The organism is Sphingomonas adhaesiva (assembly GCF_002374855.1).
Classification (GTDB): domain Bacteria; phylum Pseudomonadota; class Alphaproteobacteria; order Sphingomonadales; family Sphingomonadaceae; genus Sphingomonas; species Sphingomonas adhaesiva.
Genome location: NZ_NWVC01000007.1, coordinates 23137 through 49918, shown reverse-complemented (window position 1 = coordinate 49918; position 26782 = coordinate 23137). Strand labels below are relative to the sequence as shown.

At 69.4% G+C, this 26782-nt stretch carries 27 protein-coding genes; 14 read left to right on the top strand and 13 right to left on the bottom strand.

All coding sequences use genetic code 11. From position 1 onward, the window contains the following. Positions 1 to 2: 2 nt before the first annotated feature. The 5 genes from nagA to panC all read right to left on the bottom strand — a co-directional run bounded on the left by nagA (position 3) and on the right by panC (position 4422). Positions 3 to 1160, bottom strand: a complete 1158-nt coding sequence (gene nagA, locus COA07_RS13585) for an N-acetylglucosamine-6-phosphate deacetylase (protein ID WP_066712019.1) — start codon at positions 1158 to 1160, stop codon at positions 3 to 5. Continuing rightward, positions 1157 to 2200 carry an SIS domain-containing protein gene (locus COA07_RS13580; protein WP_096641218.1) on the bottom strand — a complete coding sequence of 348 codons (1044 nt, stop codon included), beginning with the start codon at positions 2198 to 2200 and terminating at the stop codon, positions 1157 to 1159. Before COA07_RS13580 ends, nagA begins: the two co-directional genes overlap by 4 nt. Positions 2201 to 2285: 85 nt before the next feature. Beyond that, positions 2286 to 3065 carry a GntR family transcriptional regulator gene (locus COA07_RS13575; protein ID WP_066712021.1) on the bottom strand — a complete coding sequence of 260 codons (780 nt, stop codon included), beginning with the start codon at positions 3063 to 3065 and terminating at the stop codon, positions 2286 to 2288. Between the two features lie 107 nt (positions 3066 to 3172). Continuing rightward, positions 3173 to 3457 (bottom strand): hypothetical protein, encoded by a 285-nt coding sequence (locus COA07_RS13570; RefSeq protein WP_066712028.1) that lies wholly within the window; start codon positions 3455 to 3457, stop codon positions 3173 to 3175. 122 nt (positions 3458 to 3579) lie between these two features. After that, positions 3580 to 4422 (bottom strand): pantoate--beta-alanine ligase, encoded by an 843-nt coding sequence (gene panC, locus COA07_RS13565; protein WP_066712022.1) that lies wholly within the window; start codon positions 4420 to 4422, stop codon positions 3580 to 3582. An 83-nt stretch (positions 4423 to 4505) separates the two neighbouring features. Between panC and COA07_RS13560 the strand changes: the two genes are divergently transcribed. Genes COA07_RS13560 through murA form a run of 4 tightly spaced genes read left to right on the top strand, consistent with a single transcriptional unit; the run spans position 4506 to position 8296 of the window. After that, a complete protein-coding gene (locus tag COA07_RS13560) occupies positions 4506 to 5306 on the top strand; it encodes a division plane positioning ATPase MipZ (RefSeq protein ID WP_066712024.1) in 801 nt (266 codons plus the stop codon). Between the two features lie 28 nt (positions 5307 to 5334). Continuing rightward, positions 5335 to 5598, top strand: a complete 264-nt coding sequence (locus COA07_RS13555; RefSeq protein ID WP_096641216.1) for a J domain-containing protein — start codon at positions 5335 to 5337, stop codon at positions 5596 to 5598. Beyond that, positions 5598 to 6965: a phosphoglucomutase/phosphomannomutase PgmG gene (pgmG, locus tag COA07_RS13550; RefSeq protein WP_066708610.1), complete on the top strand. Its 1368-nt coding sequence runs from the start codon at positions 5598 to 5600 to the stop codon at positions 6963 to 6965. The genes COA07_RS13555 and pgmG overlap by 1 nt, the downstream gene beginning before the upstream one ends. A gap of 47 nt (positions 6966 to 7012) precedes the next feature. Continuing rightward, positions 7013 to 8296 (top strand): UDP-N-acetylglucosamine 1-carboxyvinyltransferase, encoded by a 1284-nt coding sequence (gene murA / locus COA07_RS13545; RefSeq protein ID WP_066708613.1) that lies wholly within the window; start codon positions 7013 to 7015, stop codon positions 8294 to 8296. A 156-nt stretch (positions 8297 to 8452) separates the two neighbouring features. On the opposite strand, the gene COA07_RS13540 is transcribed toward murA, so the two are convergent. From COA07_RS13540 to COA07_RS13505, 8 genes are read right to left on the bottom strand one after another with little or no spacing between them, the layout of a single operon-like run. Beyond that, positions 8453 to 9136 (bottom strand): Fe2+-dependent dioxygenase, encoded by a 684-nt coding sequence (locus COA07_RS13540; RefSeq protein WP_066708616.1) that lies wholly within the window; start codon positions 9134 to 9136, stop codon positions 8453 to 8455. 19 nt (positions 9137 to 9155) lie between these two features. Then, a complete protein-coding gene (locus COA07_RS13535; RefSeq protein WP_066708619.1) occupies positions 9156 to 11627 on the bottom strand; it encodes a TonB-dependent receptor in 2472 nt (823 codons plus the stop codon). 57 nt (positions 11628 to 11684) lie between these two features. Further along, a complete protein-coding gene (locus COA07_RS13530) occupies positions 11685 to 11957 on the bottom strand; it encodes a ribbon-helix-helix domain-containing protein (protein ID WP_066708621.1) in 273 nt (90 codons plus the stop codon). A gap of 19 nt (positions 11958 to 11976) precedes the next feature. Continuing rightward, complete coding sequence (gene cobT / locus COA07_RS13525) at positions 11977 to 13800, bottom strand: cobaltochelatase subunit CobT (protein WP_066708624.1); 1824 nt, start codon at positions 13798 to 13800, stop codon at positions 11977 to 11979. Then, positions 13800 to 14159: a HepT-like ribonuclease domain-containing protein gene (locus COA07_RS13520; protein ID WP_141396542.1), complete on the bottom strand. Its 360-nt coding sequence runs from the start codon at positions 14157 to 14159 to the stop codon at positions 13800 to 13802. The genes cobT and COA07_RS13520 overlap by 1 nt, the downstream gene beginning before the upstream one ends. Beyond that, positions 14137 to 14430, bottom strand: a complete 294-nt coding sequence (locus COA07_RS13515; RefSeq protein WP_141396541.1) for a nucleotidyltransferase family protein — start codon at positions 14428 to 14430, stop codon at positions 14137 to 14139. The genes COA07_RS13520 and COA07_RS13515 overlap by 23 nt, the downstream gene beginning before the upstream one ends. Continuing rightward, positions 14430 to 15434, bottom strand: a complete 1005-nt coding sequence (gene cobS / locus COA07_RS13510; protein WP_066708633.1) for a cobaltochelatase subunit CobS — start codon at positions 15432 to 15434, stop codon at positions 14430 to 14432. Before cobS ends, COA07_RS13515 begins: the two co-directional genes overlap by 1 nt. 57 nt (positions 15435 to 15491) lie before the next feature. After that, positions 15492 to 16175, bottom strand: coding sequence for a winged helix-turn-helix transcriptional regulator (locus COA07_RS13505; RefSeq protein WP_066708635.1), 684 nt, complete (start codon positions 16173 to 16175; stop codon positions 15492 to 15494). Between the two features lie 60 nt (positions 16176 to 16235). Between COA07_RS13505 and COA07_RS13500 the strand changes: the two genes are divergently transcribed. The 10 genes from COA07_RS13500 (at position 16236) to odhB (ending at position 26757) form a co-directional block, all read left to right on the top strand. Next, positions 16236 to 16961, top strand: coding sequence for a DUF1428 domain-containing protein (locus COA07_RS13500; protein WP_083956768.1), 726 nt, complete (start codon positions 16236 to 16238; stop codon positions 16959 to 16961). Positions 16962 to 17139: 178 nt separating this feature from the next. Further along, on the top strand, positions 17140 to 17922 hold the full coding sequence (locus COA07_RS13495; RefSeq protein WP_066708637.1) for a succinate dehydrogenase iron-sulfur subunit: 783 nt from the start codon (positions 17140 to 17142) through the stop codon (positions 17920 to 17922). Between the two features lie 7 nt (positions 17923 to 17929). Then, positions 17930 to 18385 (top strand): PaaI family thioesterase, encoded by a 456-nt coding sequence (locus COA07_RS13490; protein ID WP_066708644.1) that lies wholly within the window; start codon positions 17930 to 17932, stop codon positions 18383 to 18385. A 19-nt stretch (positions 18386 to 18404) separates the two neighbouring features. Further along, entirely contained in the window at positions 18405 to 19487 is a 1083-nt protein-coding gene (gene zapE / locus COA07_RS13485) for a cell division protein ZapE (RefSeq protein ID WP_066708647.1), read from the top strand. Between the two features lie 130 nt (positions 19488 to 19617). After that, entirely contained in the window at positions 19618 to 20580 is a 963-nt protein-coding gene (gene mdh, locus COA07_RS13480) for a malate dehydrogenase (RefSeq protein WP_066708650.1), read from the top strand. Between the two features lie 57 nt (positions 20581 to 20637). Further along, complete coding sequence (locus tag COA07_RS13475) at positions 20638 to 20934, top strand: GIY-YIG nuclease family protein (RefSeq protein ID WP_066708655.1); 297 nt, start codon at positions 20638 to 20640, stop codon at positions 20932 to 20934. Positions 20935 to 20988: 54 nt separating this feature from the next. Then, positions 20989 to 21879 carry a succinate--CoA ligase subunit alpha gene (gene sucD / locus COA07_RS13470; protein WP_066708658.1) on the top strand — a complete coding sequence of 297 codons (891 nt, stop codon included), beginning with the start codon at positions 20989 to 20991 and terminating at the stop codon, positions 21877 to 21879. Between the two features lie 165 nt (positions 21880 to 22044). Next, entirely contained in the window at positions 22045 to 25020 is a 2976-nt protein-coding gene (locus tag COA07_RS13465; RefSeq protein WP_066708662.1) for a 2-oxoglutarate dehydrogenase E1 component, read from the top strand. After that, entirely contained in the window at positions 25020 to 25523 is a 504-nt protein-coding gene (locus tag COA07_RS13460; RefSeq protein WP_096641214.1) for a hypothetical protein, read from the top strand. Before COA07_RS13465 ends, COA07_RS13460 begins: the two co-directional genes overlap by 1 nt. A 1-nt stretch (position 25524) precedes the next feature. Then, positions 25525 to 26757 (top strand): 2-oxoglutarate dehydrogenase complex dihydrolipoyllysine-residue succinyltransferase, encoded by a 1233-nt coding sequence (odhB, locus tag COA07_RS13455; RefSeq protein ID WP_096641212.1) that lies wholly within the window; start codon positions 25525 to 25527, stop codon positions 26755 to 26757. The last annotated feature ends 25 nt before the right edge of the window (positions 26758 to 26782 follow it).

Here is a 26782-nt window from a genome sequence, read left to right as displayed (position 1 = left end):
CGTCATGCGCCGTGCGCCACCTGTTCGCCGCCGATCCACGTGCCGCGCGCGCGGAAACCGGCATCCAGCCACACCCAGTCGGCGCGCAGCCCCGGCGCCAGCGCGCCGCGTTCGTGCGACAGGCCCAGGAACGCCGCCGGGTTGGCCGCCGCCATCGCCGCCGCCGCCTGCGGCGCGACGCCGACCAGCTGCACCATGTTCGCCACCGCCTGCGCCATGTCGAGGTCGGAGCCGGCGAGCGTCCCGTCGGCGCCGCGGCACACGCCGTCGGCGACATGGATCGGCCGGCCGTAGAGCGTGAAGTCCTTTTGCGCGGCGCCGACGCTGGGCATCGCATCGGTCACCAGCATGGCACGGTCGGCGGGCAGCAGCCGGGTGGCGAGCCGCAGCGCGGCGGGGTGGACGTGGACGCCGTCCGCGATCAGCCCGCACCACGCGCGGCCCCAGTCGAGCGCCGCACCGGTCAGCCCCGGCGCGCGGTGCCCCAGCGGGGTCATGGCATTGTACAGGTGCGTGACCCCGCTTGCGCCGGCTGCGAACGCGGCCATCGCGGTGTCGTAATCGCTGTCGCTATGCCCCGCCGCGACGCGCACGCCCGCCGCGGCCAGCGCCGCGATATCGCGCGGGTCGCACAATTCGGGCGCCAGCGTCAGCAGCACGCGGCCGCGCCGGGGTCGCGTCAGCAGTGCGATCGTGGCATCGTCCAGCCGGCGGAACATCGCCGGATCGTGGATGCCCTTTTTCGCGGGGTTGAGGAACGGCCCCTCGATATGCGTGCCGACGATGCCGGGCACGCCCCGCGCGATCGCCGCCTCCACCGCGTCCAGCGCGGCGGCGACCTTCTCCAGCGTGTCGCTGATGAGCGTGGGGAGTAGCGCGGTGGTGCCGTAGCCGCGGTGCGCCGCGGCGATCGCGGCGATGCCGTCGACATCGACCGCATCGTTGAACAGCACGCCGCCGCCGCCGTTCACCTGCGTGTCGATGAAGCCGGGCATGATCCAGCCGCCCGCCAGGTCGATCGCGCCGGCCACCGCGTCGCGCGCCAGCGGGGCGATCGCGGCGATCCGCCCGTCCGCACCGATGGTGATCGCCGCGCCCGGCAGGGTGCCGCCGGGGGTGACGACATGGCCGTTGGCGTAGCGGATGATCGTGGCGGTCATAGCGTCCTGGTCACCTTCGCCAGATGCGGCGGCTGGTCGGGGTCCAGCCCGCGCGCCAGCGATACCGCATTGGCCAGCCGATAGAAGCTTTGCAGCATCAGCAGCGGCTCGATCGCCGGATGGCTCGCCTCCGCCGGCAGCGCGCCGCCGCCGCGCGCATCGGCCATCCGCACGATCGCGCCACGCTCGGCGAATTCCGCAGCGACCGCGCGAACCGCATCGCCCGCCGCATCCGACGTCGCGAACGCCAGGATCGGAAAGCCTTCGCCGACGATCGTCATCGGGCCGTGGCGCACCTCGGCGGCGCTGAACGCCTCGGCATGGAGCGCGCACGTCTCCTTGAGCTTCAGCGCGGCCTCCTGCGCGATGCCGAAGCCGTAGCCGCGCCCCAGCACGAACAGGTTGGTCGCCGCGACCAGCGCGCCTTCCGCCGCGCTCCAGTCCTGCGCGAACGCCGCGGGCAGGCGCGTCGGCAGCGCCACCACCGCCGCCGCCAGCGCATCGTCGCCCGCCCAGTCCGCCGCGATCGCCGCCAGCCCCGCCATCGCCACCAGGCAGGACTTGGTCGCAGCGACCGACGTTTCCGGCCCGGCGCAGAGCGGCAGCAGCGTGTCGGCCATCGTCGCCAGCGTCGATCCGGCGTCGTTGACCAGCGCCACGACATGCGCGCCCGCTTGCTGGTGCGCCGCCACCGTCGCGATCAGATCCGGGCTGCGCCCCGATTGCGAGATCGCGATCACCAGCCGCTCGCCCTCGCCGCGCGCCACCGGCGCGGCATAGACCGACGCCACCGACGGCGCCGCGGACGCGACCGGCACGCCCAGCAACGTCTCGAACAGATATTTGCCATAGGTGGCGGCATGGTCCGACGACCCGCGCGCGCAGGTCACGACGACCGCCGGCGGCGCCGCGCGCAGCCGCTGCGCCAGCGCCGCGATCGCCGCGCCGTTCGCCGCCAGGAACCGCGCCACCGCGTCCCCCGCCTCCCCGGCCTCGGCAAACATCAGCGTTGCCCGCTGCGCTGCAATCATGTCGGTCATGATAGCCCTTCCTCCTGCATCGACCGGACTACACCGCGACCAATAGGCCTTCAATAGATAATGCAGTGGATCGTTATTGGTACCTTCACTCGCCCAGTTCGGCGACGAAGTCATAGGCGTCGCCGCGGTAATAGGATTGCGTGACCTCCGCCGGGCGGCCGTCCGACAGGAAGGCGCGGCGCTCGATCAGCAGCCCGGCATGCCCCGACGGCACGTCGAGCAGCGCGGCCTGCGCATCGAGGAACGGGATCGCGCGCAGCCGCTGCAGCGCGCGCGTCGGGCGGTAGCCCGCCGCCTCCAGCGCGGCGTAGAGCGAGTCGCCGACCGCCTCGATCGACGGCAGGCAATAGGCCGGGATGGTCGAATGTTCGATCGCCAGCGGCTGCCCGTCCGCCAGCCGCAGCCGCTGGAAGCGATAGACCGGCGTGCCCGGCGACAGCGCCAGCGACAGCGCCTCGTCCGGGGTGACCAGCCCGTCGCTGCGCGCCAGCCAGCGGCTTTCGGGGCGGCGCCCGCGCGCCAGCATGTCCTGCGTGAACGACGACAGATGCGCGAAGCTCTTTTCCACCCGCGCCGGGGCGGCGGCCGGGCCGGGGGCGGCGTGCGGCACCACGCTGCCCGCGACGAAGGTCCCCGCGCCGCGCCGCGCGACCAGCAGGCCGGCGTCGCTCAACGCCGCGATGGCGCGGCGGACGGTGATGCGGGAAATGCCATATTCCTGGCAGAGTTCGCGTTCGGCCGGCAACGCATCGCCCGGGGCCAGCGCGCCGCGCTCGATCGCGCTGCGCAGGATGGCGCCGAATTGCAGGTACAGCGGCCCGGTGCCGTCAGGGGGCAGCGCGCCGATCCGGTCCGCAAATGCCATGTCCGCTGTCGCCCCCTCCGCCGGGGCCGCGGTATCGACGCCCCCAAAGGAGCGCGCATATCATCGCCGCCGGGACGTTCACAATCGCCCGCAGCGGGAAAGGAAGGTCAGGCCGCGTGGCGACGGATGAGCGCGAGCAGGTCGCGCGCCGCCCGCTGCGCGGTAGCGATCTCGCGCGCGGTCATGTCCTCGGCCACGTCGGCGCGCGCCGCGCCCGCCTCCTCGTTGCCGCACGCGGCCGCGAGGTTGAACCATTTGTGCGCCTCGATCGCGTCGAAGGTCGCCCCCGAGGTGCCGGTCGAAAAAGCGACGCCCAGGTCGTAGGCGGCGTCCGCGTCGCCGCGGCTGGCCTCCGCGATACGGCGCTCCAGCAGCGCCTGTTGAAAATTCATAACCACCGGATGCCCCTTGCGATCCATTTCGATGGACTTGGGGTGTGCCTCAGCCGGCGTCACCAAATGGTTAATTCGTTAACCGCGATTCTTACAACTTTGGTCTAGGGGCAGACCCGGCTTCAGGCAGGATCGACGGCCAGATTGTCGATCAGCCGGGTGTTGCCGATCCGCGCGGCGGCGAGCAGTTGGCGGCGGCGGCCGGGCGCGGGATCGGCGACCAGCGTTTCGGCATCGACCAGCGCGACATAATCGACCGCGAAGCCCGCCGCGACCAGCGCCGCGGTCGCATCCTCCAGCGCGCGCGCGGTATCGCCCCCGCCCAGGATCGTGCGCGCCGCCACGCCCAGCGCACGCGGCAGCGCCACCGCCTTCGCGCGCTCCTCCGGCAGCAGGTAGACGTTGCGCGACGACAGCGCCAAACCGTCATCCTCGCGCTGGGTCGGCACGCCGGTGATCTCGATCTCGAAATCCAGGTCGGTCACCATCCGGCGGATCACCGCCAGCTGCTGGAAATCCTTTTCCCCGAAATAGGCGCGCGCCGGGCGGACCTGGTTGAACAGCTTAGCGACGACGGTGGCGACGCCGTCGAAATGGCCGGGGCGGGCCGCGCCGTCCCACCCGTCGCTGACCCCGGTGACGGAGACGTTGGTGGCGAAGCCGTCGGGATACATCGCCTCCACGGGCGGCAGCCACAGGATGTCGCAGCCCGCATCGGTCAGCATCGCGATGTCGCTGATCTCCTTGCGCGGGTAGCGCGACAGGTCCTCGTTCGCGCCGAACTGCTTCGGATTGACGAAGATCGACGCGACGACGCACGCGCCGGGGCGCCGCGCGGCCTCCACCAGCGCGACGTGCCCGGCATGGAGCGCCCCCATCGTCGGCACCAGCGCGACCTCGCGCCCGGCCGCACGCGCCTCCGCCAGCGCGGCCCGCAGGCCCGCCAGATCGCGATATACTTCCACGTCTTACCCCTCGAAACTCGCGGCGGCGGGTTCTATGGTCGCGACGAAGCGCAATCAATGAGGGATGCGACGAATTGTCCGAGATGGTGACCGAGACGCCGCCGCAGCGAACGCATGTCATTGTGTTCGCCAATGAAAAGGGCGGCACCGGCAAATCGACCACCGCGGTCCACGTCGCCATCGCGCTCGCCGCGAAGGGCGCGCGCGTCGCCTGCATCGACCTCGACCACCGCCAGCGCACGCTGGGCCGCTATCTCGACAACCGCGAGGCGACGGTGACGCGCACCGGGATCGACCTGCCCGTGCCCCACCATGCCACCGGCGACGGACGCGCCGACGGCAATTTCGGCGATCTGTACCGCGGCTTCACCGACGGCTACGATTTCCTGGTGATCGACACGCCGGGGCGCGACGATCCCGCGGCGCGGATCGCGGCGGCGCTGGCCGATACGCTGGTGACGCCGATGAACGATAGCTTCGTCGATTTCGATCTGATCGGGCACGTCGACCCCGAAACCTTCAAGGTGACGCGCCCCAGTTTCTATTCCGAGCTGATCTGGGACGCACGCAAGGCCCGCGCGCGCGAGGACGGGACGACGATCGACTGGGTGGTGCTGCGCAACCGCCTGCAATATCTGGAGGCGCGCAACATGCGCCGCGTGTCGGAGGCGCTGGACCAGCTGGCGCGGCGCGTCGGCTTCCGCATCATCCCCGGCCTTGGCGAGCGCGTGATCTATCGCGAGCTGTTCCCGAAGGGGCTGACGCTGCTGGATGCCAAGACGTTCGGGGGCATGGGGCTGAGCCATGTCGCCGCGCGCCAGGAACTGCGCGAGATGATGGCCGGGCTGGCGCTGCCGGAGGCGGCGATGCCGCTGTTCGCGTGACGGGCGCTCGCAAAAGGGGCACACGGCCATGAAGTGGATCGTCGCGGCGCTGCTGATCTGGGGCATCTGGTGGCTGCTGAAGAAGCCCGCCGCGCGGCGTCCGTCGGCGGTGCGCGACGCGCGCGCGCTGCTGGGCGTGCCGGCCGGCGCGGATGCCGGCGAGATCCGCGCCGCGCACCGCCGGCTGGTGGCGGACGTCCACCCCGACCGCGGCGGTTCGGACGAGGCGACGCGCCGCGCCAATGCCGCGCGCGACCTGCTGCTGGAGCGACTGCGCCGGCCGGAGGCGTGATGGCGCACGTCTTCCACCCCGATATCCTGCGCGATTACGACGTGCGCGGTACCGTCGGCGAAACGCTGACCGCCGCCGACGCCCTCGCGGTCGGGCGCAGCTTCGCCACGCGGGTGCGGCGCGCGGGCGGGCGGCGGGTGGCGGTGGGGCGCGACGGGCGGACGCATTCGCCGCTGCTGGAAGCCGCGCTGGTCGACGGGCTGACCGCGGGCGGGGTGGACGTGGTGAGGATCGGCCTGGGTCCGTCGCCGATGCTCTATTTCGCGGAAGCCACGCTAGAAGTGGATGGCGGCATACAGGTAACGGGCAGCCATAATCCCGCCGAGGACAATGGCTTCAAGCTGGTACTTCGACACGACAGCTTTTTCGGGGAGGATATCCGCGATCTCGCCCGGATCGCCGCCGCCGGCGACTGGGAAGCCGGCCGGCCCGGCAGCGTCACCGATGCCGACGTCGCCGACGCCTATGTCGCGCGGCTGCTCGCCGGCTATGCCGGGGGCGATTTCCGCATCGGCTGGGACGCGGGCAGCGGCGCCGCCGGCCCGGCGATCGCCCGGCTGACCCGCCGGCTGCCCGGCGAGCATCACCTGCTGTTCTGCGACGTCGACGGCACCTTTCCGCATCACCACCCCGATCCCACGGTCGAGGACAATCTGGCGCATCTCAAGGCGCTGGTCGCGGACAACAAGCTCGATTTCGGACTGGCTTTCGACGGCGACGGCGACCGCATCGGCGCGGTCGACGGCGCGGGGTGCGTGCTGTGGGGCGACGACATCCTGTCCATTCTGGTGCCGCCGGTGCTGGCGCGGATGCCGGGCGCGACGATCGTCGCCGACGTGAAGTCCAGCGACACGCTGTTCGCGGGGATCGCCGCGCTGGGCGGGCGCCCGGTGATGGGCAGGACCGGGCACAGTCAGATGAAGCGCCGGATGAAGGAAACCGGCGCGCCGCTGGCGGGCGAGCTGTCGGGCCATATCTTCTTCGCGGACGAATATTACGGGTTCGACGACGCGCTGTACGCCGCGATCCGGCTGATCCACGCCGTCCACCTGTCGGGCCGGTCGCTGGCCGCGCTGCGCGATGCCGCCCCGCCGCGCTACGCCACGCCGGAGATCCGCGTGCGCGTGGCGGAGGCGGACAAGGTCGCGATCGTCGCCGCGGTGGCCGCGCGCGTCGCCGATGCGGGCGCGCGCGTCGACACCACCGACGGCATCCGCGTCTCCACCTACGACGGCTGGTGGCTGCTGCGCGCGTCGAACACGCAGGCGGCGCTGACGCTGCGCGCGGAGGCGCGCGACGCCGACGGGCTGGCGCGGTTGCTGGCGGCGATCGACGGGCATCTGGATGCGGTGGGCGTGGCGCGCTGAGCGATCGCTCGCTTGGCGCGGCGATGCGGACTGGCTAGAGCATCGGGATGGACCGTATCCTCATCCGCGGCGGCCGTCGCCTGAACGGCAAGCTTCCGATTTCCGGCGCGAAGAACGCCGCGCTCACGCTGATGCCCTGCGGGCTGTTGACCGACGAGCCGCTGACGCTGCGCAACCTGCCGCGGCTGGCCGACGTCGACGGCTTCGGCCATCTGCTCAACCAATTGGGCGCATCGACCACGATCGAGGGCAGCCGGCCGGAGGATTTCGGCCGCGTCATGACGATCCGCGCCGGGCAGCTGACCTCTACCGAGGCGCCCTATGACATCGTGCGCAAAATGCGCGCGTCGATCCTGGTGCTCGGCCCGATCCTGGCGCGGGCCGGGCAGGCGCGCGTGTCGCTGCCGGGCGGCTGCGCGATCGGCAACCGCCCGATCGACCTGCATCTGAAGGCGCTGGAGGCGATCGGTGCCGATCTGGAGATGAGCGCGGGCTATGTCACCGCCACCGCGCCCGGCGGACGGCTGTCGGGCGGGCGGTATCGCTTCCCGGTGGTGTCGGTCGGCGCGACCGAGAATGTCGTGATGGCGGCGGTGACCGCCAGCGGATCGAGTCGGATCGAGAATGCCGCGCGCGAGCCGGAGATCGTCGATTTGTGCCGCTGCCTGGTGGCGATGGGTGCGCGGATCGACGGCATCGGCACCGAGACGCTGGAGATCGAGGGCGTCGCCGAACTGCACGGCGCGACCTATGCCGTGATGCCCGACCGGATCGAGGCGGGCAGCTATGCCTGCGCCGCGGCGGTCACCGGGGGCGAGGTGGAGCTGACCAACGTCGACGTCGCGTCGATGGGCGCGACGCTGACCGCGCTGCGCGAGGCGGGCGTGGGGATCGAGGAACGGCGCGATTCGATCGTCGTCACCAGCGATGGCCAGCTGAGGCCGCTGACGCTGACCACCGCGCCCTACCCCGGTTTCGCCACCGACATGCAGGCGCAGTTCATGGCGATGCTGTGCAAGGCGGCGGGCGCCAGCGTGCTGACCGAGACGATCTTCGAAAATCGCTACATGCACGTCCCCGAACTGGCGCGGATGGGCGCCGACATCCAGGTGCGCGGGCGCACCGCGGTGGTGAAGGGCGTCGACCGGCTGGTCGGCGCGCCGGTGATGGCGACCGACCTGCGCGCGTCGATGAGCCTTATCATCGCCGGGCTGGTCGCGGAGGGCGAGACGAGCGTCGCGCGCGTCTATCACCTCGATCGCGGGTACGAGCGGCTGGAGGAGAAGCTGTCGGCGGTCGGCGCGGATATCGAGCGCGACGGCGGCGGCTGAGGCGGGCAATCGTCGCCCCAGCGCAGGCTGGGGCCTTCGGCGGTTCTGGTCGCGTGCTATCGTCCAGAGATCCCAGCCTTCGCTGGGATGACGGAGGGGGGCGCGGCGGCCCCGGACACATCGGGGGGCGGCGTACGTCACGCAGCCCCCGCCCCGCTACGCCTCCACCCAGCGGCGCAGCAGGTTGTGGTACACCCCCGTCAGCGCCACCGTGGCGCGCGCGTCCTGGCCCTGCGCCGCGGCGACCGCCTGTACCCCCTGGTCGAGGTCGAACAGGATGCGCCGCGCGCCGTCGTCGCGGACCATCGACTGGATCCAGAAGAAACTGGCCACCCGCGCGCCGCGCGTCACCGGCTCGACGCGGTGCAGGCTGGACGCGGGGTAGAGCACCATATGCCCGGCGGGCAGCTTGACGCGCTGTTCGCCGAACCGGTCCTCGATCACCAGTTCGCCGCCGTCATAGGCGGCCGGTTCCGACAGGAACAGCGTCGCCGACAGGTCGCTGCGCAGGCGGAAATCGCTGTCGCGGCGCACGCGCACCGCATTGTCGATATGGACGCCGAACGCCTGCCCGCCGGCATAACGGTTGAACATCGGCGGCCACACCTTCGCCGGCAGCGCGGCGGCGACGAACAGCGGGGTGCGCCCCAGCGCGTCGAGGATGATCGCCCCCGCCTCCCGTGCGGCCGCGCCGCCGTCGGCCAGTTGCGCGTTGCGCTTGGCGAGCGCGGCCTGCGGGCCGGAGGTGGCGTTGCCGTCCACCCACTCGCCCGCATCGACGATCGCGCGCACCCGCGCGAGCGCGGCGGCATCCAGCACGTCGGAGATCGCGATCAGCATCGGCGCGATCCTGCCACGATCAGAAGCTGTAGAACAGGCTGAGCACCGCCTGCCGCCGGTCGCCCGGCATCGCCCAGCCGCCGGTCACCACGCCGGTGGTCGCATCGATGTTGTTGCGCACGTTGGTGAGATATTTCTCGTCCGTCAGGTTCTGGACGTTGAGCTGGAGCGTCAGCCCCTTGCCGAAGGTATAGCCCAGATAGGCCCGGTGGATCAGGTAATCGTCGGTCTTCACCGTGACGTCGTTGGCCAGCACCGGGACATAGGTGGTGAACGCCCCCTGGTAGGTCAGGCCATAGCCGAGCTCCAGCCCGAACGGCAGGCGATAGGTGGTGAACAGGCTGCCCGAATGCGCCGGGGTCTGCACCAGCGGGCGGCCGCGCTGCGGATCGGGGTTGGCCGCCGAATTGCCGCAGCCGGTCGCGCCCGGATTGCGCAGGCAATAGTCGGACACCGACTGGCGCACCTGGCTGTCGAGATAGGTGTAATTGGCGAAGATCGTCCAGGCGCGGGTGAGGTTGCCCGACGCGCCCAGCGCGATCCCGTCGACGCGGCTGCGCCCACCCAGCACCTGCACCGTCGGCAGCGCCGGATCGTTCGACGGCACGCGGTAATTGGTGCGTTCGTTGCGGAACAGCGCCGCGGTCAGCTCCAGCCGGCGCCCGAACAGCCCGGCCTTGGCCCCCACCTCGTAATTATACGCCTTTTCGGGCGCGACGCCGCAGGTGTTGGTGACGATCGCGTTCGACACGCTGACGCAGCTGGCGCGCACCGAGGCCGACGACGGGGTCAGCGCATTGCCGTAGCCGGCGTAGAGGCTGACGTCGCGGACCGGGTGATAGACCGCGCCCACGCGCCAGGAGAACAGCCGCTCGCGGTTGATCGCGGGCACCAGCTGCGCGGGCACCGGCTGGCTCACCCCCGGCGCGAGGGTGGCGAGCGGCAGGCTGCGGAAATCGGTGCGCTGCTGTTCCCAGCGCACCCCGCCGTTCAGCTCGACCGCGCGGCCCAGTTCCAGCGTGTCGAACGCATAGACCGCGATATTCTCGCTGGTCGCGCGCTGGTGCGCGGTATCCACATAGTTGATCGGGCCGCGATAGACGGTGTCGGGGTTGCTGATCGACAGGAACGGCAACGGCGCGGTGGCGGCGCCGTTGGCGTTGCGCAGCAGCGAACCGGAGGTGATGCGATAGTCCTCCACCAGCGCCGACACGCCGATGTTCGCCACGTTGCGGATGCCCCCGGCGGTGCCGTGTTCCAGCCGGATGTCGGTCTGGTTCACCAGCAGCTGGTTCTCCTGATCGCGCACCAGCCCGCGCGGGCCGGACGGCAGCCACTGGCCCGCCGGGATGGTGATCGCGGTGCCGTTGACCGTGGTGGTGCACGGCAGCCCCTGCGCATTGGTGGCGCTGGTCGCGCGCGGCTGGCGGTTGGTGGCGGCAAGGCAGAAGGTGCCCTGCGGCGCGCTGGTCACGCTATACTGGCCGACGCGCTGCCAGCGGGTCAGGTTGCGCACCGCGATATGTTCGTCGACCTGGTGGCGGAACGTCGCGGTCAGCCGGTCGACGGTCACATCCTGCCGGTCGAGGTTGCTGTAGCCGTAGTAATCGCTGCGATCGACGCCGGGCAGGACGCCGCCCGACAGCGCGTTGTTGAAGTAGGGGACGCCGTAGATCGGGGTGTTGCGGTCCTCCTGATGGACATAGGCGAGCGTCAGGCTGGTCGGGCCGCCCGCGCCGATCGTCACCGCGGGGGCGACGCCCCAGCGTTCGAATTTCTCGACGTCGCGCCCGGGCACGTCATTGTGGTGGTAGACCGCGTTCAGCCGCGCGGCGACGTTGTCCGCCAGCGGCTCGTTCGCGTCGATCGCGGCGCGATAGTAATTGTCGGTGCCGATGGCGGCCTGCGCGATCGTCAGCGCCTCCGTCCGCGGCTCCTTCGACACCAGGTTGATCGTGCCGCCGACGCTGCCCGATCCGTTGAAGGCGGTGTTGGCGCCGTTGTAGACCTCGATCTGCTGCAGGTTGAACGGATCGGTGCGGCTGTATTGCGCGGTGTCGCGGATGCCGTCGATGGTGATGTCGTTGTTCGCCGAAAAGCCGCGCAGGTTGATCGAATCGCCATAGCCGCCGCCGCCCTCGCCCGCGCCGAAGGTGATGCCGGGGATCGTCTGCAACGCATCGCGCAGCGTCAGCAGGTTCTGCTTGCGCAGCACCTGGTCGGAGATGACCGTCACCGTCTGCGGCGTGTCGAGCAGCGGGGCGGTCGCCTTCGGGCTTTCCAGTTCGGCAGGCGCGCGCTCGGCCAGGCCGGTGACGACGATATCGTCGCGCTGGATGCGCGCGCGGGCATCCTGATCGGACGGCGCCGCCACCGCTATCCCTGCGCCGGCATCGCTGCGCGGCGCCGAATCGGCCGGCGCGGCCAGCGCGGGCGCCGACGCGATCAGGCCGACGCACGAAAGCGCCAGGAACGAGACGGACGACGACATGAACTTCCCCCTTTGTTGTTGGGGGTCAGCTATTGCTACTCGTTCGCACTGTCAACGCTATTGCGAGCCGATCGCATATTCCGCGAACAGCCAGGATCGCAGCGCGCTGGCCAGATTGGGGGGATCCCCGGCCTGGATGCGCAGCGCATCGACCGCCGCGACCAGCGCCGACAGCGGCAGGCCGCGCGCGTCCGCCGCCCCCTCCAGCGCGCGCCAGAACATCGGTTCCAGGCTGATCGAGGTGGCGTGTCCGGCGATGGTGATCGACCGTTTCACCGGCCCCGCGAAGCCGCCGGCCGGCGCGGCGATCGCCCTGCGGCGATCGCTCATCGGCGCCTCACGCCCGCCATCACTCGGCGTCGAACAGCGAGGCCAGCTGCTCTATGATCGTGCCGCCCAGCTGCTCGGCATCCATGATCGTCACCGCGCGGCTGTAATAGCGCGTCACGTCATGGCCGATGCCGATCGCGACCAGCTGCACCGGCGACTTCTTCTCGATCCAGCCGATCACCTGCCGCAGATGGCGTTCCAGATACGAGCCGGAATTGACGCTGAGCGTCGAATCGTCGACCGGCGCGCCATCGGAAATGACCATCAGGATGCGGCGATCCTCCGGCCGCGCCATCAGCCGCGTATGCGCCCACAGCAGCGCCTCGCCGTCGATATTCTCCTTCAGCAGCCCCTCGCGCATCATCAGGCCCAGCGAGTTGCGCGCGCGCCGCCACGGTTCGTCCGCCATCTTGTAGACGATGTGGCGCACGTCGTTGAGCCGGCCGGGCTGCGGCGGGCGGCCGGCGGCCAGCCACGTCTCGCGGCTCTGCCCGCCCTTCCACGCGCGGGTGGTGAAGCCCAGGATTTCGGTCTTCACCCCGCAGCGTTCCAGCGTGCGCGCCAGGATGTCCGCGCTGATCGCCGCGATCGAGATCGGGCGCCCGCGCATCGACCCGGAATTGTCGATCAGCAGCGTCACCACCGTGTCGCGGAATTCGGTATCGCGCTCGATCTTGTAGCTGAGCGACTGCATCGGATTGACGACCACGCGCGCCAGCCGCGCGGCGTCCAGCAACCCTTCGTCCTGGTCGAAATCCCAAGAGCGCGACTGCTGCGCCATCAACCGCCGCTGGAGGCGGTTGGCCAGCTTCGACACCGCGGATTGCAGGTGCACCAGCTGCTGGTCGAGATAGCCGCGCAGCCGCGCCAGTTCCTCGGCATCGCACAATTCGGTGGCGGCGATCACCTCGTCGAAATCGCCGGTCCAGACGCGATAGTCGAACGCCTGCGACATGTCGGCGGGCGGACGGTTGGGGCGCACCGGCTGCATCCCCTCCTCGCCCTCGTCGCCCGGCTCGCCCTCGGCATCGTCGAGGTCGTCGCCCTCCAGCTGCTGGCTCTCGCCCTCGGACGACTGGTCCTCGCGCTGCTGGCCGCGCTGTTCCATCTGCGCGTCGCCTTCGGACTGTTCGGCATCGCCCTCGTCCGCCTCGTCGGTTTCCTGGCCCTCCTGGCCTTCCTCCTCCTCACCGCCCTCGTCGCTGTCCTCGGGCACCTGATCGCCCTCGACCAGCTCCAGATCCTGGAGCAGCCGGGTCGCCAGCTGCTGGAAGGCGCGCTGGTCATCGAGCGCGAGCGCCAGCGCGCCAAGGTCGGTCTTCTCGCCGATCCAGTCGCGCACCAGCGCCAGCCCCGGTTCCGCCGCCACCGGCGAGGGCGCACCGGTCAGCGCCTCGCGCACCAGCAGTTGCAGCGCGGTCGACAGCGGCACTTCGGACCGGTTGCGCGCGCGGGTGAGCGGATCGGCGCGCAGCTTCACGTCCAGCGCGGTCGCCAGATTGTCGGCGATCCCCTGATAGCCGCGGCTGCCCAGCGCCTCGATCCGCGCGGTTTCCACCGCATCGAACACCGCGCGCGCGGTCGCATCCACCGGCGCGGCGCGCGCGTGCAGCCCCGCATCGTGAAGCCGCAGCCGCAGCGCGAAGCCATCGGCGAAACCGCGCGCCTCCGCCACTTGGTCGGCGGGCAGCGTGCGCGCGGGCATCGGCACCTTCAGGTGCTTGCCCGATTGCGTTGGCGTATCGGCGGTGAACGCCAGCTCCACCTCCGCCTCGTCCGACAAAGCGCGCGCGGTGCCGCCCAGCACCGCCTTGAAGCGATCGAGCGGGGTGTCGTTGGCCATCAGCGGTCCATTTCCAAGGCGAGTTCGGCCGCCGCGCGGACCAGCGGCACTTCGATCCGTACCAAATCGAAGATGATATCCCGCGCGACATCACGATATTCGTGGCGCAGGCGATTGCCCAATGCCCGCATCTTGGCCACCGGAATATCCGGTCCGAGGCGCGCGGCGTCTTCCGGCGGAATCTGGATGGCCGCTTCCGTGATCCGCTGCAGCGGCCGTTCCACGGCGAACACCGTACGTTCGTCGGCAACGAACGTCTCGACCGTCATCCCGTCGATGAAACCGGCCACGCGATCAGCGTCCTCGATCATGTCGCGCAAGCGCGACCGGGTGCGCTCAGAAAGCGTCGACGCGGTCACGGTCGATCTCCGCCTGAAGTCGGGGGCGGTCCGTCGGCTCGGTCACGATATCGACGCGAACACCCAGCAACGCGCCAACGCGATCGTCGAGCGTGAAGAAGTCCCACCCCAGGCGCATGTCGGGACGCAGCTTCACCACCAGATCGAGATCCGATCGCGCGCCCGCTTCCTCACGAGCGGTCGAGCCGAAGATCGCGACATGCTCGATACCCATCGCGTGCAGATCGGCACGATGGGTTCGCAGCCGCCGCAGTGCTTCGGCCCGCGTCATCACGCCTTCCCCACCACGCTTTCCGGCAGGTCCTTGCCGAACACGCGCTGGTAATATTCGGCGACCAGCGCACGTTCCGCCTCGTCGCACTTGTTGAGGAACGACAGGCGGAACGCGAAGCCGACGTCGCCGAAGATCAGGCTGTTCTGCGCCCAGGTGATGACCGTGCGCGGGCTCATCACGGTCGAAATGTCGCCGTTGATGAAGCCCTTGCGCGTCAGGTCGGCGACGCGGACCATGTTCTCCACCACCTTCTTGCCATCGGGCTTGTCATATTCGCCCGACTTGGCGAGCACGATCTGCGCCTCGGTCACGGCGGGCAGATAATTGAGCGTGACGACGACGTTCCAGCGGTCCATCTGGCCCTGGTTGATCTGCTGCGTGCCGTGGTACAGACCGCTGGTGTCGCCCAGGCCGATCGTGTTGGCGGTCGCGAACAGCCGGAAATAGGGGTTGGGGCGGATCACCCGGTTCTGGTCGAGCAGCGTCAGCTTGCCCTCCGTCTCCAGCACGCGCTGGATCACGAACATCACGTCCGGGCGCCCGGCGTCATATTCGTCGAACACCAGAGCGGTCGGCGTCTGCAGCGCCCAAGGGAGCAGGCCTTCGCGGAATTCGGTGACCTGCTGCCCGTCCTTCAGCACGATCGCGTCGCGCCCGACCAGGTCGATGCGGCTGATGTGCGCGTCCAGGTTGATGCGGATGCACGGCCATTTCAGCCGCGCGGCGACCTGTTCGATATGGCTCGACTTGCCGGTGCCGTGATAGCCCTGCACCATCACGCGGCGGTTGTGCGCGAACCCCGCGATGATCGCCAGCGTGGTATCGGGATCGAAGACATAGGCCGGGTCCAGATCTGGCACCCGCTCGTCCGCCTCGGAGAAGGCCGGCACTTCCATGTCGCTGTCGATCCCGAACAGGTCGCGCACGCTGACCATCTTGTCCGGCGCGTCGAGGATCGTCGTGTCGCGACTGTCGGGCTGCGTGTTCGGAATATCGGTCATCAGGAATAAGCCGTCCGCTGTAGGGGTGTGTACCAGTGAGAAGGGATCGCGTTCGCGTCAACCCGCCGCAATCGGCGATACGGCCTTCGCGGGCAGGTGGAAGAGATCGATGAACGCGGCGGCGGCCGCGCGGTTGCCGGCGAACGCGAGATCGCCCGCCGCCTCCGCCTCGGCGATCGGGCGCTTGGCGTAGATCACCGCGGCCATCACCCCGGGCGTCGTCGCGAACACGGCATCGCCCGCGGCGGATGCGCGCACCACCGGCAACGCCCCGTCCGCCAGCCGCGCAACGAATGAATCGCGCGGAAAGCGGAACCCGATCGTCAGCGACAGCCCCACCGCCCGGTCGCGGTCCAACATGGTGCGCAGCGACAGCATCATCGACGCGGCCGACAGGGGCCGCGTTGGATCGTGATCCGGCGAACGCGCCGCCCAGCGCCCCAGCGCTTGGATCGCCTCCTCCGCCTCATAGCCCCACGGCGTCAGCTCGTAGCATCGCGACGGCGCGTCGTGCCGCACCAGCACGCCCGCGCGCGCCAGCCCGTCGAGCCGCTGCGTGAGCACGTTGGCGCTGATCCCCGGCAGGCCCGCGCGCAGTTCGGAGAAGCGCCGCGGGCCGAACATCAACTCGCGCACCACCAGCATCGCCCATCGCTCGCCCAGCAATTCCAGGCCCAACGCGGTGCCGCAGGCATCGTCATACCAGCGCGCGGGCGATTTCGTTATCTTTTCTGACTTCATGGTTGCTTTTAATAACTCCGACCCGCATCCTTGGCGAGCGACGATTCGAGGAGACGGTCCATGCCCTATATCGAAGGCTTCCTCACACCCGTTCCCGGCCACCGGCGCGACGATTATGTCGCGCATGCCAATGCCGCGTTCGCGATACTGCGCGACGTCGGGGTCACCCGCCTAGTCGAGGCGTGGGGCGAGGACGTGCCGCGCGGCACGGTCAACGACCTGTGGGGCGCGGTCGACGCGCAGGCCGGCGAAGCCGTCGTCTTCTCGTGGTTCGAATATCCCGATCGCGCGACGCGCGATGCCGCGAGCGAGCGGATGAGGACCGATCCGCGCATGGAGGCGCTCGGCGCGGGGATGCCGTTCGACATGCGCCGCATGATCTGGGGCGGCTTCCGTGTCGTCAGCGACGCCGGCGTGACCACGGAGACGGCGGGCTTCGTCGACGGCGTCGTCCTGCCGCTGTCCCGCGACGCGGACGCGGCCTATCGCGATCATGCCGCCGCGCTCGCGCCGGTCTTCCTCGATCACGGCGCGCGGCGCGTGGTCGACACCGCCGCCGACGACGTCCCGGCGGGCGAAACCACCGATTTCCACCGCGCGGTGCTGACGCAGGCCGGGGAAGCGCCCGCGTTCGGCTGGATCGAATGGCCCTCGCGCGCGGCGCGCGACCAGGGCTGGGGCGCGGTGATGGCCGACGCGCGGATGACGGGCGCCGCGCCGCCGCCCTATGACGGCAAAAGGATGGCGTTCGGGGGCTTTTCGGTACTGCTCGATCTGCGCGCGTGATCCCGCGGGCGCATCGGCGCAACAAGCCTCTTGAGCCGACCGGCTTACGCGCTACTTAGGATATGCAAGGGCGCGGGTTTGCGGCGACCGCCGCGATCATGTACGCGCCCGTCACGAACGGCGTCGGCGCGCCTCCTGCGTGCCGGCGGTCCGCCTGTTACGAAGACGAGACGCGCGCATGGCCGAGTTCACGCTCCCGAAGAACAGCAAGATCAAGGGCGGTCGGACGATTCCCTCGCCGCAGCCCGGCGGCACCATGCGCAATTTCAAGGTCTATCGCTACGATCCCGATTCGGGGGAGAACCCGCGCTACGACACGTTCGAGGTGAACCTCGACGAATGCGGCCCGATGGTCCTCGACGCGCTCATCAAGATCAAGTCGGAGCAAGACAGCTCGCTCACCTTCCGCCGCTCGTGCCGCGAGGGCATCTGCGGATCCTGCTCGATGAACATCGACGGCAAGAACGGGCTGGCCTGCACCACCGCGATCGAGGACGTGAAGGGCGAGGTGAAGATCACCCCGCTGCCCGCGATGGACGTCATCAAGGACCTGGTACCGGACTTCACGCACTTCTACGCGCAATATGCCTCGATCACCCCGTGGCTGCAGACGGTGACCCCGCCGCCCGCGGGCAAGGAACGGCTCCAGTCGCCCGAGGAACGGTCCAAGCTGGACGGGCTGTACGAGTGCATCCTGTGCGCCTGCTGCTCGACGTCCTGCCCCAGCTATTGGTGGAATTCCGACAAGTTCCTCGGCCCGGCGATCCTGCTCCAGGCGTATCGCTGGCTGGCGGACAGCCGCGACGAGATGACCGGCGAGCGGCTCGACGCGCTGGAGGATCCGTTCCGGCTGTACCGCTGCCACACGATCATGAACTGCGCCAACGCCTGCCCCAAGGGCCTGTCCCCGGCCAAGGCGATCGCGGAGATCAAGAAGATGGAAGTCGAGCGGATCGTCTGATCCCTCGATGGCCCCCGATACGCCGCACCCGGCCTTCATCTACGAGGAGCATCCCGACCATCCCGGCTGGATGCGCTGGGCGCTGCGCGATCCCACGCGCTACAACGCCTTCCTGGGCGAGATCATCGTGCGCCGCGAAGGCGGGATCGCGCGGGTGCGGATGGTCGCGGGGCGGCAGCATTCGAACCTGGCCGACCATGTCCATGGCGGGGCGTTGCTGGGCTTCATCGACGTGGCACTGTTCGCCGCGGTGCGCACGTTCGGCCTGATCGAGGCGGGGCCGGCGGTGACGCTGGACCTCAACACCCATTTCATCGGCGGCGCCCGGCTGGACGAGCCGCTGGAGGCGCAGGTCGAGCTGCTGCGCGAAACCGGGCGGCTGATCTTCCTGCGCGGACTGCTGGTCCAGGGAGAGCGGCCGGTCACCGAATTTTCGGGCACGATCCGCAAGCCCGGCCGGTGATCGCGCCGACGGGAACGACATGACGGTATTGCACGCCTACGACCAGCTGATCGCCGCCGGCGAGCTGCGCCCCGACCCCGAACAGGCCGCCGCCGCCGCGCGGCTCGACGCGCTGGCGCGCGAGCTGGAGCATCCGCGCACCACCGGCCTGCTGCGCCGCCGCGTCGTGCCGGCGCGCGGCGTCTATCTGTGGGGCGATGTCGGGCGCGGCAAGTCGATGCTGATGGACCTGTTCTATGCGCAGGCGGGCATCGCGGCGAAGCGGCGGGTGCATTTCGGCGAGTTCATGCTGGAGGTGCACGGCCGCATCGCGATCGAGCGGCGCAAGGAGCTGGGCGATCCGATCCCCCCGGTCGCCGCCGCGCTGGCGGAGGAGGCGCGGCTGCTGGCGTTCGACGAGATGATGGTCACCAACAGCCCCGATGCGATGATCCTGTCGCGGCTGTTCACCGCGCTGATCGAGGCGGGCGTGACGGTGGTCACCACGTCCAACCGCCCGCCGCAGGACCTGTATCGCAACGGCCTGAACCGCGAGCATTTCCTGCCGTTCATCGCGCTGATCGAGCAGCGGCTGGACGTGCTGGCGCTCAACGGCCCGGTCGATTACCGCCGCGACCGGCTGGGGCAGCAGGATATCTGGCTGGTCCCCAACGGCCCGGCCGCGACGGCGGAGCTGTCCGCCGCGTTCTTCCGCCTGACCGACCATGAGGTGACCGAGCCGATCCCGTCGGAGGAACTGACCGTCCAGGGCCGCGCGCTGCACGTGCCCAAGGCGCTGAAGGGCGTCGCGGTCTTCAGCTTCAAGCGCCTGTGCGGCGAGGCGCGCGGATCGGCCGACTATCTGGCGATCGCGCGCCGGTTCCACACCGTCATCCTGGTGGGGATCCCGATGCTGGGGCCGGACAACCGCAACGAGGCGGCGCGCTTCGTCAGCCTGATCGACGCGCTGTACGAACATAAGGTGAAGCTGCTGGCGGCCGCCGATGCGCAGCCCGACGCGCTTTATCCGCGCGGCGACGGGGCGTTCGAGTTCCAGCGGACGGTCAGCCGGCTGGAGGAGATGCGGTCGGACGACTATCTCGCACAGGGGCATGGGGGCTGATCCACGTCTTAATGCTTCTGCGAACGATTATCATGTAATCTTTTAAGACTCATGCTTTAGCGGTTGCCCGATCGCCCGGAAGGGCGTAGGCGGCGTGACCATTCACACGTCAACGACGGAAGGGGATGGGATGGCCCGCAAGAAGATCGCATTGATCGGCGCCGGTAATATCGGCGGAACGCTCGCACATCTGGCCGCGCTCAAGGGACTGGGCGACATCGTCCTGTTCGACGTGGTCGAGGGCGTGCCGCAGGGCAAGGCGCTGGACCTGTCGCAGTGCGGCCCGGTCGAAGGCTTCGACGCCACGATCAAGGGCTCGAACGACTATGCCGACATCGCGGGCGCGGACGTCATCATCGTCACCGCCGGTGTCGCCCGCAAGCCGGGCATGAGCCGCGACGACCTGCTGGGCATCAACCTGAAGGTGATGAAGGCGGTCGGCGAGGGCATCAAGGCGAACGCCCCCGACGCCTTCGTCATCTGCATCACCAACCCGCTCGACGCGATGGTGTGGGCGCTGCGCGAATTCTCCGGCCTGCCGCACAACAAGGTGGTCGGCATGGCGGGCGTGCTCGATTCGGCACGCTTCAGCCACTTCCTCGCCGAGGAATTCGGCGTCAGCGTGAAGGACGTGAACACCTTCGTGCTCGGCGGCCATGGCGACACGATGGTGCCGGTGCTGGAATATTCGACCGTCAGCGGCATCCCGGTCAGCGACCTGATCGAGATGGGCTTCTCCACCAGGGAGAAGGTCGACGAGATCATCAAGCGCACCCGCGGCGGCGGCGGCGAGATCGTCGCGCTGCTCAAGACCGGCTCGGCCTATTACGCGCCCGCCACCAGCGGCATCGCGATGGCCGAGGCGTATCTGTACGACCAGAAGCGCATCCTGCCGGCCGCGGCGCACCTGTCGGGTGAATATGGCATCGACAACCTCTACGTCGGCGTGCCCGTCGTGATCGGCGCCGGCGGCGTCGAGAAGGTCGTCGAGGTCAAGCTGTCGGACGAGGCGAAGGCGAACCTTCAGGTGTCGGTCGACGCGGTCAAGGAACTGCTGGTCGCCTGCAAGGGTATCGACGGCACGCTGGCGTAAGGAAGGAGTTGCACCCGCCCCGGCGTAGGCCGGGGCCCAGTGGGGAGAACCCTCGCGATGATCGGCGCGGCCTATGTCTACATCATGGCCAGCCGTCGCAACGGAACGCTCTATCTGGGATCGACGGTCAATCTGCCGAAGCGGGCATGGGAGCATCGCACCGGCGCCGTCGACGGGTTTTCGAAACGATACGGCTGTCATCGCCTCGTCTGGTACGAAGTGCATGAAAGCTGGGAAGCCGCGCGGCAGCGAGAGCTGCAGATGAAGGAGTGGAGGCGGAACTGGAAATTGCGGGAGATCGAGGGGCTGAACCCCGACTGGGACGACCTGTACGATCGCATCGCACGACCATGACCGCCTTCCCAACTGGACCCCGGCCTGCGCCGGGGTGGTAAGGACGGAACGCGAATGAGCATCCTCGTCGACAAGAACACCAAGGTCATCACGCAAGGGATGACCGGCAAGACCGGCACCTTCCACACGAAGACCGCGCTGGATTACGGCACGCAGATGGTCGGCGGCGTGACGCCGGGCAAGGGCGGCACGATCCACGAGGAGCTGGGCCTGCCCAATTTCAACACCGTCCACGAAGCGGTGGAGAAGACCGGCGCGACCGCATCGGTCATCTACGTGCCGCCGCCCTTCGCCGCCGATTCGATCCTGGAGGCGATCGACGCCGAAGTGCCGCTGATCGTCGCGATCACCGAGGGCATTCCGGTGCTCGACATGGTAAAGGTGAAGCGCGCGCTGTCGGGCAGCAAGTCGCGGCTGATCGGCCCGAACTGCCCGGGCGTACTGACGCCGGGCGAATGCAAGATCGGCATCATGCCGGGCAACATCTTCAAGAAGGGTTCGGTCGGCGTCGTCAGCCGTTCGGGCACGCTCACCTATGAGGCGGTGTTCCAGACCTCGAACGCGGGCCTGGGCCAGACCACCGCGGTCGGCATCGGCGGCGATCCGGTCAACGGCACCAACTTCATCGACGTGCTGGAGCTGTTCCTGGCGGACGAGGCGACCCAGTCGATCATCATGATCGGCGAGATCGGCGGTTCGGCCGAGGAAGAGGCCGCGCAGTTCCTGAAGGACGAGGCCAAGCGTGGCCGCAAGAAGCCGATGGCCGGCTTCATCGCGGGCCGCACGGCGCCTCCGGGCCGCCGCATGGGCCACGCCGGCGCGATCGTGTCGGGCGGCCAGGGCGGCGCCGAGGACAAGATCGCGGCGATGGAAGAAGCCGGCATCAAGGTCGCGGCGAGCCCCAGCGAGCTGGGCTCGACGCTGTTGAGCGTGCTGAACAAGTAAGACGACGTAGCGTCATTCCGGCGACGGGTTCCCCTGAAAACAGGTAGTTTTCAGGGGCCTGGGGGCCGGGATCCAGGGCGGCAAGCGGGCCGCTCGCGGCTCTGGACCCCGGCCTCGGCCGGGGTGGCGTACGATAGACAAGGCGGGCGGCCGGAGATGCGTATCATGGGCTACGAAGGTCAGGATTTCGGCGACATCGCGGGCGGCGTCAGCCCCGCGTTCATCGACGCGCTGTATGCGCGGTTCAAGACCTCGCCCGACACCGTCGAGCCGGGCTGGCGGCAGTTCTTCGAAGGGCTGGAGGGCGCGTCCGCCGCACCGTCCTGGACGAACGAGCGGTGGCCGCTGACCACCACCGACGATCTGACTGCCGCGCTCGACCCGACGCAGATGGAGCCGGCGCCCAAGCCCACGAAGGGCGGCGGCAAGCCCGCCCCCGCGACGCCGGTCGCCCCCGCCCCGTCGAAGGACGATATCGTCAAGGCCGCGGGCGATTCGATCCGCGCCCAGATGCTGATCCGCACCTATCGCGTGCGCGGGCACCTGGCCGCCAATCTCGACCCGCTGGGCCTGTCCGGCCCGCGCTCGCTGCCGGCCGACCTGACGACCGAATACCACGGCTTCTCCGACGCCGACATCGACCGCCCGGTCTATCTGGGCGGCACGCTGGGGATGCAGTGGGCGACGGTGCGCGAGATCGTCGACACGCTGCGCCGCAACTACTGCGGCAGCGTCGGGCTGGAATATATGCACATCGCCGATGTCGAGGAGCGCAAGTTCCTCCAGGAGCGCATGGAGGGCAAGGACAAGGCGATCGAATTCTCGGTTCAGGGCAAGAAGGCGATCCTGAACAAGGTGATCGAGGCCGAGCAGTGGGAGAAGTTCCTGGGCCGCAAGTATGTCGGCACCAAGCGCTTCGGCCTGGACGGCGGTGAGAGCATGATCCCGGCGCTGGAAAGCGTCATCAAGTACGGCGGCGCGGCCGGCGTGAACGAGATCGTGTTCGGCATGGCGCACCGCGGGCGCCTCAACGTGCTGGCCAATGTGATGGCCAAGCCGCTGCGCGTGATCTTCCACGAATTCGCCGGCGGATCGGCCAATCCGGACGACATCGGCGGGTCGGGCGACGTGAAATATCACCTCGGCACCTCCACCGACCGTGAATTCGACGGGCACAAGGTGCACATGTCGCTGGTCGCCAACCCCTCGCACCTCGAAGCCGCCGACCCGGTGGTGCTGGGCAAGGTGCGCGCGATCCAGACGATCGCCAAGGACCTGGAGACGCACTCGCGCGCGCTGCCGGTGCTGATCCACGGCGACGCGGCCTTCGCGGGCCAGGGCATCGTGTGGGAATGCTTCGGCTTTTCCGGCATCCGCGGCTACAATACCGGCGGCTGCGTCCATTTCGTCATCAACAACCAGATCGGCTTCACCACCAGCCCGCAGTTCGCGCGCTCCTCGCCCTATCCGTCGGATGTGGCCAAGGGGGTGCAGGCGCCGATCTTCCACGTCAACGGCGACGATCCCGAGGCGGTGACCTTCGCCACCAAGATGGCGATCGAATATCGCCAGACGTTCCACCGCGACGTCGTGGTCGACATGTGGTGCTATCGCCGCTTCGGCCATAACGAGGGCGACGAGCCGGGCTTCACCCAGCCGCTGATGTACAAGGCGATCCGCAGCCATCCGCCGGTGTCCGAGATCTACGGCAAGCGCCTGATCGAGGAGAAGGTGGTCGACCAGGCATGGATCGACGACGCCGTCGCGCAGCAGACCGCGCTGCTGGAAGGCGAGTTCGAGGCGGGCGCCAGCTACAAGCCGAACAAGGCGGACTGGTTCGCCGGCCGCTGGTCCGGCCTGCACGCCCCCGCCGACCCGGAAACCGCGCGGCGCAGCGTCGATACCGGGATCGAGCAGAAGCTGTTCGATTCGATCGGCCGCACGCTGACGACGGTCCCCGACAGCATCGCGATCCACAAGACGCTGGCGCGCGTGCTGGACGCCAAGCGGCAGATGTTCGCGACCGGCCAGAATTTCGACTGGGCGACCGGCGAGGCGCTGGCGTTCGGATCGCTGCTGCACGAAGGCTATGGCGTGCGCCTGTCGGGCCAGGATTCGGGCCGCGGCACCTTCTCGCAGCGGCACGCCGTCTGGGTCGACCAGAATGACGAGCACAAGTACGTGCCGCTGTGGACCGTGCCGCACGGCAGCTTCGAGGTGCTCGACAGCCCGCTGAGCGAATATGGCGTGCTGGGCTTCGAATATGGCTATGCGCTCGCCGATCCGAAGACGCTGGTGCTGTGGGAGGCGCAGTTCGGCGACTTCGTCAACGGCGCGCAGATCATGATCGACCAGTTCATCGCCAGCGGCGAGGCCAAGTGGCTGCGCGCCAACGGCCTGGTGATGCTGCTGCCGCACGGCTACGAGGGCCAGGGACCGGAGCATAGCTCCGCGCGCCCGGAACGCTTCCTGCAATTGTGCGCTGGCGACAACATGCAGGTCGCCAACTGCACCACCCCGGCCAATTACTTCCACCTGCTGCGCCGGCAGATGCACCGCACGTTCCGCAAGCCGCTGATCGTGATGACGCCCAAGTCGCTGCTGCGCCACAAGCTGGCGGTCAGCCGCGCCGAGGATTTCCAGGGCGACAGCCACTTCCGCCGCATCCTGTCCGATCCGTCGGCACCGGCGGACGGCGCGACGAAGCGGCTGGTGCTGTGCACCGGCAAGGTCGCCTACGACCTGATCGAGGCGCGCGACGCGGCCGGCGACGACACGACACAGATCGTCCGCATCGAACAGCTGTATCCCTTCCCCACCGAGGCGCTGGCGAAGCGGATCGAGCGGATGCCGAACCTGGAGCATGTCGTCTGGGCACAGGAAGAGCCGAAGAACAACGGTTACTGGTTCTTCGTCGAACCCTTCATCGAGGAAGCGCTAGGCATGGCGGGGGCGCGGATCGCGCGTCCGCGCTACGCCGGGCGCGCCGCCTCCGCCTCCCCGGCGACGGGCCTGATGAAGCGCCACCAGGCCGAACAGGGCGCGCTGATCGCCGATGCGCTGGGGCATAACGTGCGCGACGAGATCCGCCGCACGCGCGAGGCCGACACCACCAAGAAATCGGGCAAGGCGGCCAGCTGATGGCGGGCGTCGCGATCATCGCCGGCGCGCTGGCCGTCGCGGCGGGGCATGCCCCCGCCGCGAACGGCGCGCCGGTGCTGCGCGACTTCACCTGGCACCCGCTGCTGGGCGCGCCGCGCAAGAGCGCGCTGGGCGTCCGGGGTCCGCGCACCGGCCGGACCGTGGCGCTGCTGCAGATCGGGCTGCCGGGCGCGACCCCGCGCCAGCTGACGATGTTCCGCGTCGACTGCGCCGCCGACCGGGTCGACGCGATCGAAGCGTTCGCCGTCGACGCCGCGCTGGCCCGCGCGACGGCGGCCGTCCCCGCGCTCGGCGTTCGACCGCAGGCCGACGCACTGGCGGCCGGCCGTTCGCTATCGCTGGCCGACCTGGCCGCGGCGCCTGCGGGCGCGCTGGTCCGGATGGCGTGCGACGACGCCGGGATCACCACCTTACGTACCGCGCCGTTGTCCGCATTGAACGACGACGCCACCTACATCGACGATGAACAGGACAGGAAGTAACATGGCAACCGAGGTCCTCGTCCCCACGCTGGGCGAATCGATCACCGAAGCGACGGTCGGCGAATGGCTGAAGCAGCCCGGCGACCCCGTTGCCGTCGACGAAGCGATCGCCAGCCTGGAGACCGACAAGGTTTCCGTCGAGGTGCCGTCGCCGGTCGCGGGCGTGATGGGCCAGCATGCGGTCAAGGTCGGCGACACCGTCGAGGTCGGCGCGATGATCGCCACGATCGAAAGCGGTGACGGCGCCGCCGCGGCCCCCGCCCCCGCCGCTGCTGCCGCTCCGGCGCAGGCGAACCCGGCCGCGACCGCGGGCGAGCAGGCCCCGGCCGAGCCGAAGGGCGACGCCCCCGCCGCGCTGTCGCCGTCGGTGCGCCGCGCGGTGCTGGAACACGGCGTCGATCCCGCGACGATCAAGGGCACCGGGCGCGACGGCCGCCTGACCAAGGAAGACGTCGCCGCCGCCGCCTCGTCCAAGCCGGCCGCCGCCCCCGCCCCGGCTGCGGCGCCCGCGGCCGCCCCGGCATCGTCGGGCGGCCGCAACGAAGAGCGCGTCAAGATGACGCGCCTTCGCCAGACGATCGCCAAGCGTTTGAAGGAGGCGCAGAACACCGCCGCGATGCTGACGACGTTCAACGACGTCGACATGACCGCGGTGATCGAGGCGCGCGCCAAGTACAAGGACCTGTTCGAGAAGAAGCACGGCGTCCGGCTGGGCTTCATGGGCTTCTTCGTGAAGGCCGCGACGATGGCGCTGAAGGACATCCCGTCCGTCAACGCCAGCATTGAGGGCGACGAGATCGTCTATCACGATTATGCCGACATCTCGGTCGCGGTCAGCGCCCCCAACGGGCTGGTCGTGCCGGTGATCCGCGATGCGCAGGACCTGTCGGTCGCCGGTATCGAGAAGACGATCGGCGATTTCGGCAAGCGCGCCAAGGACGGCACGCTCAAGATGGACGAGATGAAGGGCGGCACCTTCACCATCTCGAACGGCGGCGTGTTCGGTTCGCTGATGTCCACCCCGATCATCAACCCGCCGCAGTCGGCGGTGCTGGGCCTGCACCGCATCGAGGACCGCCCGGTCGTCCGCGACGGCCAGGTGGTGGTGCGCCCGATGATGTATCTGGCGCTCAGCTACGACCACCGTTTGATCGACGGGCGCGAGGCGGTGACCTTCCTGGTCGCGCTGAAGAACGCGATCGAGGACCCGACGCGGATCCTGATCGATTTGTGATGGCCGCGCGCGGTGCTCCGGCGCA